Annotated in this window: 9 protein-coding genes; 7 read left to right on the forward strand and 2 right to left on the reverse strand. The window is 47.6% G+C overall.

Annotated features, from left to right (window positions below; translation table 11 throughout):
* Both ACOJTG_RS20355 and ACOJTG_RS20360 read left to right on the forward strand, forming a co-directional pair.
* Nucleotides 1-426 (forward strand): outer membrane beta-barrel protein (locus ACOJTG_RS20355; RefSeq protein ID WP_420155499.1); only part of this gene is annotated, 426 nt, incomplete at its 5' end.
* A 58-nt stretch (nucleotides 427-484) separates the two neighbouring features.
* A complete protein-coding gene (locus ACOJTG_RS20360) occupies nucleotides 485-1,825 on the forward strand; it encodes an ammonium transporter (protein ID WP_420155500.1) in 1,341 nt (446 codons plus the stop codon).
* Nucleotides 1,826-1,940: 115 nt separating this feature from the next.
* On the opposite strand, the gene mtaB is transcribed toward ACOJTG_RS20360, so the two are convergent.
* Complete coding sequence (gene mtaB, locus ACOJTG_RS20365; RefSeq protein ID WP_420155501.1) at nucleotides 1,941-3,266, reverse strand: tRNA (N(6)-L-threonylcarbamoyladenosine(37)-C(2))-methylthiotransferase MtaB; 1,326 nt, start codon at nucleotides 3,264-3,266, stop codon at nucleotides 1,941-1,943.
* Nucleotides 3,267-3,490: 224 nt separating this feature from the next.
* The gene (locus tag ACOJTG_RS20370; protein ID WP_420155502.1) at nucleotides 3,491-4,513 is read right to left on the reverse strand and encodes a glutamine synthetase beta-grasp domain-containing protein; all 1,023 of its coding nucleotides are present in this window, start codon (nucleotides 4,511-4,513) and stop codon (nucleotides 3,491-3,493) included.
* A 483-nt stretch (nucleotides 4,514-4,996) separates the two neighbouring features.
* Here ACOJTG_RS20370 and ACOJTG_RS20375 point away from each other — a divergent pair, with 483 nt between their 5' ends.
* The 5 genes from ACOJTG_RS20375 (at nucleotide 4,997) to ACOJTG_RS20395 (ending at nucleotide 10,244) form a co-directional block, all read left to right on the forward strand.
* On the forward strand, nucleotides 4,997-7,204 hold the full coding sequence (locus ACOJTG_RS20375) for a glutamine synthetase III (protein ID WP_104711714.1): 2,208 nt from the start codon (nucleotides 4,997-4,999) through the stop codon (nucleotides 7,202-7,204).
* A gap of 138 nt (nucleotides 7,205-7,342) precedes the next feature.
* Nucleotides 7,343-7,903 carry a hypothetical protein gene (locus ACOJTG_RS20380; protein WP_094809025.1) on the forward strand — a complete coding sequence of 187 codons (561 nt, stop codon included), beginning with the start codon at nucleotides 7,343-7,345 and terminating at the stop codon, nucleotides 7,901-7,903.
* 48 nt (nucleotides 7,904-7,951) lie between these two features.
* A complete protein-coding gene (locus tag ACOJTG_RS20385) occupies nucleotides 7,952-8,668 on the forward strand; it encodes a 16S rRNA (uracil(1498)-N(3))-methyltransferase (RefSeq protein WP_420155503.1) in 717 nt (238 codons plus the stop codon).
* A gap of 69 nt (nucleotides 8,669-8,737) precedes the next feature.
* Entirely contained in the window at nucleotides 8,738-9,340 is a 603-nt protein-coding gene (locus ACOJTG_RS20390; protein WP_420155504.1) for a DUF4159 domain-containing protein, read from the forward strand.
* Between the two features lie 130 nt (nucleotides 9,341-9,470).
* Entirely contained in the window at nucleotides 9,471-10,244 is a 774-nt protein-coding gene (locus ACOJTG_RS20395; RefSeq protein WP_104711707.1) for an acyl-CoA desaturase, read from the forward strand.
* The last annotated feature ends 108 nt before the right edge of the window (nucleotides 10,245-10,352 follow it).

Consider the following 10,352-nt stretch of genomic DNA (forward strand, 5'->3'; position numbering starts at 1 on the left):
TATTCCTTACTGGATCTGGCTACGACCTATCAAATTACTGACAGGTTTTTCTTAGGACTGAACGCGGCTTACGGCACCAATAAAGTCAGTGGTATAACGCCCACGGCAAAATGGGGTGGTGCAGCTGTCTACAGCAATTATGCCTTTTCTGATGTCTTTAGCTTAGGCGTTCGCTACGAGTATTTTGATAACAAAAAAGGCGACCGAGCCGTCCGGGATGCGGCAGGGAGTGGTACTTCAGTCAATTCCTTTACCGTAACCGGAAACTTTACCCTGGCCGATGGTCACTTGATCATTAAACCTGAGTTCCGCCTTGATGCGTATCCTAAGCTGGCTGGATCGGTACAGAAGTTCGAGGATAGCGACGGAAATTATACCAAAAACAGTCAGTCTACCTTTGGTTTACACGCCATTGTTAAATTCTAACCATTTGATCCTTTTCATACACAACTCCTCATTTCGTATCAGTAAATCCTAATCTTCTATGCAAAAACCATCGTACGTTCCATTGCTTATCCTGACTGCGGTCAGTTTGTTGGGGGTTTTCATGCCCAGTCTCCCAGCTCAAATTAACACGGAAGGGCTCAATTCGGGTGATATGGCCTGGATGATTGTCGCTTCAGCTTTTGTACTGCTCATGACTCCTGGTCTGGCGTACTTCTACGGCGGAATGGTGAACGCGAAAAACGTGATTTCCACCATGTTCCAGAGTTTCATTGGTATGGGTGTAATTTCCGTACTGTGGGTAGTAATTGGCTTTAGTCTGGCCTTCGGTGATTCAATTAAAATTGGTGATTATGGTTTTGTCGGTAACCCCATGACCTATTTCATGTGGAATGGCGTATTAGAAAGTAAGCCCTGGTCACTGGCTCCGACCATCCCACTGGCTTTGTTCGCTCTGTTCCAACTGAAATTTGCCGTAATTACGCCCGCTCTCGTAACGGGTTCTATGGCCGAGCGGATCAACTTCCGTAGCTACGTACTGTTTATGATTTTGTTCAGCATCTTCGTATACAGCCCACTGGCTCACATGACCTGGCATCCCGAAGGTTTCCTCTTTAAACTCGGCGTACTGGATTTCGCTGGTGGTACCGTCGTACACATGTCGGCTGGTTGGGCTGCTTTAGCTGGTGCCATGTACCTGAAACGCCGGAAGTCACACATGGAAGCGAACTTCCTGCCTCCCGCCAACATTCCTTTCGTACTGTTAGGTACGGCTCTGCTGTGGTTCGGCTGGTTTGGTTTCAACGCGGGTTCAGCGGTAGGAGCTACGCCTTTGGCAGTATCCGCTTTCGCTACGACTAACTTTGCAGCCGCTACGGCTGGTCTGGCCTGGGTACTGTTTGATGCAGCAAAAGGTAAAAAAGTGTCTTCACTCGGCTTCTGTATCGGTGCTGTGGTAGGTCTGGTAGCGATTACGCCTGCCGCTGGTTTCGTAACGATTCCCGTTGCTCTGTTCATTGGTACGGTAGCAGGTATTACTTCTAACTACTTCGCTCACCTGAAAGCCAAAGGTTCTCTGGATGATACACTCGACGTATTCCCTTGCCACGGTATCGGTGGTATGGTTGGTCTGATCATGACGGGTATCTTCGCCAGCGGCAAAGTAAACTCTGCCGTTGCTGTAGATGGTCTGGCTTACGGAGCATTCGATACCTTCAAAGCCCACATGATTGCTCTGGTACTAGTATCGATCTTCGCCTTCACGCTTTCCTACGCTTTACTGTGGCTGACGGACAAAATCCTGCCTCTGCGTGTGAATGATGACGACGAAAAAGTAGGTCTGGACGTAAGTCAACACGATGAATTTTTAATGGAGGCCTAAGCCTCAACCCCAACAAATCCACCGGTTTGCCGGTGGTTTTGTTGCATAGAATAAGGAAGGGAGTCCTGCATTGCGGGACTCCCTTTTATTATTTTCCAGTACCAACGATGGATTACTAGCTATGTACGATCATCAATTCCGGTTCGCTTACTTGTACTAATCCGTTTTCAGCGATTTCGGTCAGTTGTACGGTTTTGATTTCGTTGATCAGCAACGGATCATACTGAGCTGTGATCCGAACGTAGTTTTCCGTCCAACCCTGCATTTGTCCGTTTTCAATTTCTTCTTCGAATAAAACGTCGCATACGCGGCCTAACTGGCTTTCGTAAAAAGCTCGTCGTTTTTTCTCGGATAGAATATGCAGCATTTTTGACCGTTCGGCCCGTTGTTGCGAAGGAACGATGGGCTTAATATCCAGGGCATGCGTAGAAGCCCGTTCCGAATACGTAAATACGTGCAAATACGAAATCGGTAATTCTTGCAAAAACTGATACGTCTCCAGAAAAAGCTCCGGCGTTTCACCCGGATGCCCCACGATCACGTCCACGCCAATGCAGGCGTGCGGCATGAGTTCCTTGATTTTTGCAACCCGATCGGCGTACAGTTCGCGTTTGTACCGACGCTTCATCAATCCAAGTACCTTATTACTACCTGATTGCAGGGGTACGTGGAAATGCGGTACAAAACGCTGGGAGGTACTGATGAATTCCAGAATCTCGTCCGTGAGCAAATTCGGTTCGATGGACGAAATGCGGAATCGTTCAATGCCTTCTACGGCGTCCAGGGCTTTAACCAGATCCGCAAAACGTTCATGACGAATGCCGTTCTGGATCCCAAAATCCCCAATGTTCACCCCCGTCAGTACAATTTCCTTCACGCCGCGTTCGGCAATTTCGCGGGCAGCTTTCACCACGTTTGCAATGGTATCACTGCGGCTTGCTCCACGGGCCAGGGGAATGGTACAGTACGAGCAGGGGTAATCACAACCATCCTGTACCTTCAGAAAGGTACGCGTCCGGTCGTTGAGGCTGTAGCTGGCGTGGTAATCCAGTACTTCTTCAATATTCGAATTATATACCCGGGCCATTCCGGTAGGTTCCTTGCGAAAATCATCGATCAGCTCCATGAGTCGGAATTTTTCCGCCGCTCCCAATACCGCATCCACTCCGGGAATGGTAGCAATTTCCTGGGGTTTCAACTGGGCGTAACAGCCCAGAATCGCCACGTATCCATCCGGATTGATCCGCTGAGCTTCCCGTACAATCTTCTTGCACTTCTTATCAGCGTTTTCCGTAACGGAACAGGTATTGATAATAAATATGTCCGGATTCTGATTGAACTCTACGCGTTGATAGCCTTTCTCTTCGAAAGTTCGGGCAATCGTCGACGTTTCGGAAAAGTTTAACTTACAGCCTAGGGTATAAAATGCTACTTTTTTCATGGTGACCTCTTCCTACGCGGAAGAATAAAGGGATGAACAGGGGAGTGGTAGCTAGTACGAATCCGAGCTTATATAGCACAGCCATTCGAAAAGATTCCTGAGCTAAAGCCCCCCTACGGAAACGTAATTTTCCTATAAGGTGCAAAATTACCTAATTTGTTCAGTTAGAGCTAAAAAAAAAGCCCCCGATACGCATCGGGGGCAAAATCTATTTGGGGGAAATGTTATTCCACTTCAGCACTCTTCACCGTTTTGATGATACGAGCGGCTACTTTGTAAGGATCGGCAGCCGAGTTCGGACGACGATCTTCCAGCCAGCCTTTCCAGCCACGTTCTACCGTAGCGATGGGGACACGGATGGATGAACCACGATCGGAGATACCCCAAGAGAATTTGTTGATGGCAGCCGTTTCGTGCTTACCCGTCAAACGGAGATGGTTATCAGGACCGTATACGGCAACGTGCTCTTTTACAACAGGGCGGAAAGCTTCGAGGATCGTTTCGTAAGCTTCTTTGCTACCTGACGTACGCAGTACCGTGTTCGAGAAGTTGGCGTGCATACCTGAACCGTTCCAATCGAGCGTTCCCAGGGGTTTGCAGTGCCAGTTAATCGCTACATTATATTTTTCGCCAACGCGTTCGAGCAGGTAACGAGCGATCCAGGTTTCATCACCAGCCTGTTTGGCACCTTTGGCGAATACTTGGAATTCCCACTGACCCATCGCTACTTCAGCGTTGATACCTTCTACGTTCAAACCAGCCTGGAGGCAAAGTTCGAGGTGTTCTTCTACGATATCGCGGCCTACAGCCTTACCAGCACCTACGCTGCAGTAATAAGGACCTTGAGGACCAGGATAACCACCGGCGGGGAAGCCTACAGGTTTGTTGGTGGAAGGATCCCAGAGGAAGTACTCCTGCTCGAAACCGAACCAGAAATCGTTGTCATCATCGTCAATCGTTGCACGACCGTTTGATTCGTGAGCTGTACCGTTTGCATTGAGTACTTCACACATGACCAACCAGCCATTGCCGCCTAAACGATCAGGGTCTTTGCAAACAAATACCGGCTTTAATAAGCAATCAGAAGAGCGACCTGGAGCTTGCTCGGTAGAACTACCGTCAAAAGACCACATGTCGAGTTCTTCCAAGTTACCCGAAAAGTCGTCAACGATTTTCGTTTTGCTGCGGAGGCTTTGCATGGGCTTGTAACCGTCGAGCCAGATATACTCCAATTTAGCTTTTGCCATGGTTTTGTTATAAATGTAAAATGAAACGATCCGTTCAATTGATGGTTCAAATCTAATCCGGTTTATGGGTATTTTCCAAATCATTATTTGGCTAAATCTTAATATTTCTACCAAAATCTTTCGATTTATATAAAATATGCAACAAAATCTTTATATAATCACTATATATTTTTGTTGAAGAGTGAAAAAATCTGATTTTTAACTAAATTTTCATTTTTAAGTGGTAATCGTGATCAAATCGAACGAATTTTAACAAATTAAAGCCGATTTTAAGGGCTTCACTTAAAAAATAGAATCTATTATTTACATTAGTAGAGAAATTAGTATATGGCCAATTAGGGTAGTTTGAAATTGTATTTTACCAAGAAGATGGCCAGGGAAGAGTTATTTTTTGCAGTTTTGTATTTCGACTGATTACCCCATTGGCCGCTGGCCGAACTAAACCCGTTTTATTTTTAATACCCCGACACTAATCCCCATTTTATGGCATTAGCACGTTTTAAAGCGTTAGATCTGGCACAGTCCCGCCAGTCAACTCCTGTCAAAGTTCCCTCGGAAAAAGTGACCGAGTACTTTGGTAGTTTAATCTTCAACGAAGAGGCGATGCGTTCCCTGCTGAGCCCGGATACGTTTCAGCGAATTACGAAGTCCATTAAAGAAGGACATAAAATTGACCGCGATACGGCTGATGAGGTAGCCGCGGCGATGAAGTCATGGGCCGTTTCAAAGGGAGCTTCCCACTATACGCATTGGTTCCAGCCCCTGACGGGTACCACAGCTGAGAAACACGATGCCTTTTTTGATATTGTACCGGGAACGGGTAAGGCAATAGAGAAATTCAAAGGTTCGGCTTTGGTACAGCAGGAACCCGACGCCAGTTCATTCCCCAATGGTGGAATCCGGAGTACCTTCGAAGCCCGCGGTTATACGGCCTGGGATCCTTCGTCGCCCGCCTTTATTATGGAAAATGCGGCAGGTACCTCTACGCTTTGTATTCCGAGTGTGTTCGTCGCCTACACGGGCGAGGCTCTGGATTACAAAACGCCCCTGCTGAAATCCATCGAGCTGATTGATAAGGCAGCCACGAAGGTGATGAGCGAGTACTTCGACCGGAATACGGAGAAGACCATCCCCACGCTCGGAGCCGAACAGGAATATTTCCTGATTGACGAAGCCCTCTTTAATGCTCGCCCTGATTTATTGATGTCGGGTCGTACCGTATTCGGTCACGCTCCCGCTAAAGGTCAGCAACTGGAAGATCACTATTTCGGCTCGATCCCTCCCCGGGTAAATGCCTTCATGGTAGAGTTTGAAATAGAGGCTCAGCGTCTGGGCATTCCCGTTCGTACGCGTCACAACGAGGTAGCTCCCGCTCAGTTCGAAGTAGCTCCTACGTTTGAAGAAGTAAACCTGGCCTGCGACCACAACGCCCTGCTGATGGATTTGATGCAGAAAGTGGCCGCTCGGCATAAATTTAAAGTACTCTTCCACGAGAAGCCTTTTGCGGGTATCAACGGATCGGGTAAGCATAACAACTGGTCACTGGCCACGGATACGGGTATTAACGTACTCGGCCCCAGCACGAAACCGAAGGAAAGCCTGCGTTTTGTAAGCTTCCTGGTCTGCGTGGTGAAAGCTGTACACGATAACGCTGATCTGCTACGGGCGGCCATCGCTACTGCGGGTAACGAACACCGTTTGGGGGCGAACGAAGCTCCTCCGGCCATCATGTCGGTCTTCCTGGGTTCAGAAATGAGCCGCGTGATTGATACGCTGGAAAACATGCCGCCGATGACCGAGTTCAAACTCGAAAAAGGCGACAACGTATACCTGAAACTAGGTATTAACAAAGTGCCTTCCTTGTTGCTCGACAACACGGACCGTAACCGTACTTCGCCTTTTGCCTTTACGGGTAATAAATTCGAATTCCGGGCGGTAGGTTCTTCAGCGAACTCTGCGTCGGCCATGACGATCCTGAATACGATTGTAGCCGATCAACTGATTCAGTTCCGCAAAGACGTAGATGCGTTAATCGATACGGATCTGAAGAAAGAGCTGGCTATTGTCGAAGTGCTTAAGAAGTACATCAAGTCTTCGAAGCGAATCATTTTCGAAGGCAACGGCTATTCTGACGAGTGGGTAGAAGAAGCTGAACGTCGCGGCCTGGCGAACATTCGTTCGGCCCCGGAAGCTCTGGGCGTATATACCCGTAAGGAAGTGGCAGAACTCTTCGAGAAATATGATATTTTCACGGAGAAAGAACTGCACGCTCGCTACGAAATCGAGCTGGAAAATTACATCAAGAAAATTCAGATTGAGTCACGGGTGATTGGCGATCTCGCCATCAACCATATTCTTTCTACGGCTCTCAAGTACCAGTCACAACTGGTGGATAACGTCAAAGGCCAGAAAGACATTGGTATCGAAGAGAAGTACTACGCTCCGACGGTGGAAACCATCAAACGGATTGCCGAGTACACGGCCAAAATTCAGATCCTGGTCGATGAAATGACTGAAGCCCGGAAACAGGCTAATGCCATTCAGGATAGTGCGGAGCAGGCTCGCCTTTACGGAACGAAAGTGAAGGGTTATTTTGACGAGATCCGTTACTACGTTGATAAGCTCGAACTGATTGTAGACGACGATGAGTGGCCACTGGTGAAATACCGTGAGTTACTGATGCTTCGCTAGATAAACCTGAAATCAGAGAGGACTCCGGGTTTTCAGGAGTCGTTTTTGAACAAATTCTTGCGTAAAAATCGAGAAAAGCCCGCTTGACTGCGGGCTTTTTTTTCGTACTTTGGCTTTCAAACCAATGCTTACACCCTTATGCCGACCGCAGAAAACTCCGGCTATTCCTCTACAGACATTCAGCAACTGAAAGACGAAATCCGCTCGAGCGGCCATTCTTTCATTTATACGGAAGACCCTGATATGGACGAGCCCACGGGCGATGAGTTCGCTCATTTCCAGTTTGTGGGGGTTCACGAAGGAAAAGAAGTAATCTACGACGCCGTTTTGTATACCTTACGTTTACACCACAGCAGTTTGGTGTACGAAGAAGCCGAGCGTCAGGCTATGCAGGAACATCCCCTGTACGTACCTCTGGATCAGCGAGATGAGACCTATCAGGCCAACGATGAAGTGGATGAAGAAGTAGAACTGCTGATTACAGAAATCATTGAAGAGCTTGAGGAAAACGAAGAAATCAAGGTAACGGAGCACCTGGAGACGGAATACAGTGAGGAAGGTAGCGTCGAACTTGATATTTGCCTGAACGTAGAAGCCGTTAATGACGAAGTCATCGAAAGCTTCATCAAAGACTTCACGTCCGGTCAGTTAGAACTCGACACAACGCTTTATTCCTTTAAAAGTCTCGAAGAAGAATAATCGTATGCCGCAGTGAGTACAAAAACTCGCTGCGGCTTTATAGTACCTATGCACTTATTTTATGAGCCGGATATTCAGCAACGGCTATTTTTATCAGAAGAGGAGTCACGGCACGCGGTAAAAGTGCTTCGTTTATCAACGGGAGATACGTTGAAAATTGTGGACGGAAAGGGTTTCCGCTACGAAGCCGAAATCGTGGACCCCAACCCCAAACGCTGCTCCGTACGGATTCGATCGGTGGAGCAGGAGGCTACGGCACGATCATTCTCCATTCATCTGGCGATTGCTCCTACCAAAGATCTGGATCGGATCGAATGGATGCTGGAAAAATGCGTGGAAGTAGGCGTAGACCAGGTGAGTTTTATCCGTACCCGTCGTACCGATGAGCGGTACTGGAAAGGAAAATCCATTCACCTGGACCGGCTGGAAAAAATTGCGGTTTCAGCTCTGAAACAGTCCCTCAAACTGACGATGCCCCTGGTAGAAGGCCTCATTTCCTGGGACACATTCTTGGAAAATCTTCCCGCTGATCAGCAGAAATTGATTGCCCACCTGGAGAATGAAGATCGCCAGTTGCTCAAGTATCGAGCTACGCCAGGCGGCTCTTACGTGATTCTGATCGGTCCGGAAGGAGATTTTACCACACAGGAAATTGCGGAAGCAAAAGAAAAAGGATTTTTAGCCGTTAGTTTAGGTGAAAGCCGACTCCGGACGGAAACCGCCGGCCTCATTGCAGTACATACGCTGGATCTACTCAATCAATAAGGCATGAAACGACTCGGAATGCTCATAGGCCTTTGGCTGGCAGCCCTTTGCCTGAACACGGTACCAGCGATGGCACAAACGATCCGTATTGCCAAGCTAAAGTACGGGGGCGGTGGTGACTGGTACGCGAACAAAACGTCTTTGCCCAATCTGATCAAGTTTTGCAATCAGAACCTTAAAACCAATATTGCGGCCGAAGAAGACATCGTCGAGCCGGGGAGTGCCGAGCTTTTTAACTACCCCTTTGTGCACATGACGGGTCATGGTAATGTCGTTTTCACGGACGCCGAAGCTCAAAATATTCGTAAGTATCTCGTTGCCGGAGGATTTTTGCACATCGACGATAATTACGGCTTGGAAAAATTCATTCGCCGCGAGATGAAGAAGGTATTTCCTGAGCTGAATTTTGTGGAAGTACCCTTTAATCATCCCTTGTACAAAGCCAAATACGTCTTCCCGAACGGGTTGCCCAAGGTACACGAACACGATGGCAAGGCTCCACAAGGCTACGGCCTGATTTGGCAAGGGCGATTGGTTTGCTTCTTCAGTTACGAATGTGATTTGGGAAATGGTTGGGAAGATCAGAGCGTATACAACGATCCGGAACCCGTCCGGCAGAAAGCTCTACAAATGGGAGCGAATTTGGTTTATTACGCCATGACCACTTTTTAGGAGAAATTTTGCCATCAAAACAGGATTTTTAATCCGTTTTTTCAAAAAAATATAAACTTTTGCAACTAAGTATTCAAAGCTTAGGTTAGACTATTAACTTTGTACTTGGTACTTCATTAAATCTGCCGAAATGCAACTCATTCTTCCAGCGTTCATCATTCATTGGTACCTGTCGCTTTTTAGCCAGACCTTTTTCTTACATCGTTACTCTGCTCACAAGATGTTTACGATGAATAAGTTCTGGGAGCGGTTCTTTTACCTGCTCACCTACATCTCACAGGGATCCAGCTATCTGAGCCCGAAGGGATACGCGATTTTGCACCGGATGCACCACGCTTTTAGCGACGGACCACGTGATCCGCACTCACCTCACAACTCTACCAACGTCTTCACGATGATGTGGAAGACAAAAGACATTTACAACGCCATTTTGTTTGGTCGTACGAAAGTTGAGCCTCAGTTCGATAAAAACTATCCGTACTGGAGCACGATCGAAAAAATGGGCGATTCCTGGATTTCACGTATTGGCTGGGGTACGGCCTATTCCTTGCTGTACATTGCCGCATTCATCTGGTTTGATATGCACTGGGCGTTTTTCTTCCTGTTGCCGATTCACTTCCTGATGGGCCCCGTACACGGAGCAATCGTAAACTGGAGCGGTCACAAGTATGGCTATCAGAACTACGACAACAACGATAAATCGAAAAACTCCCTGGTACTGGATTTCCTGATGATGGGCGAGTTGTTCCAAAACAACCACCACAAACTGCCTAACCAGGTGAACTTTGCTTCAAAGTGGTACGAATTTGATCCGACCTACCCGGTCATCAAAACGCTCCACTGGATGAAGATCATCCGTCTGAAACCCGTAAAAGTGCGGGCTCAGGAGGAAGTAGAAGCGTAAGCGAATACAATACCATTACTTAAAAAGGGCGGCTTGATCAAGCCGCCCTTTTTAAGTAATGGTATTGTATTCGCTTACGCTTCTACTTCCTCCTGAGCCCGCACTTTT

It is taken from the genome of Siphonobacter sp. (assembly GCF_048595215.1).
Lineage (GTDB): Bacteria > Bacteroidota > Bacteroidia > Cytophagales > Spirosomataceae > Siphonobacter.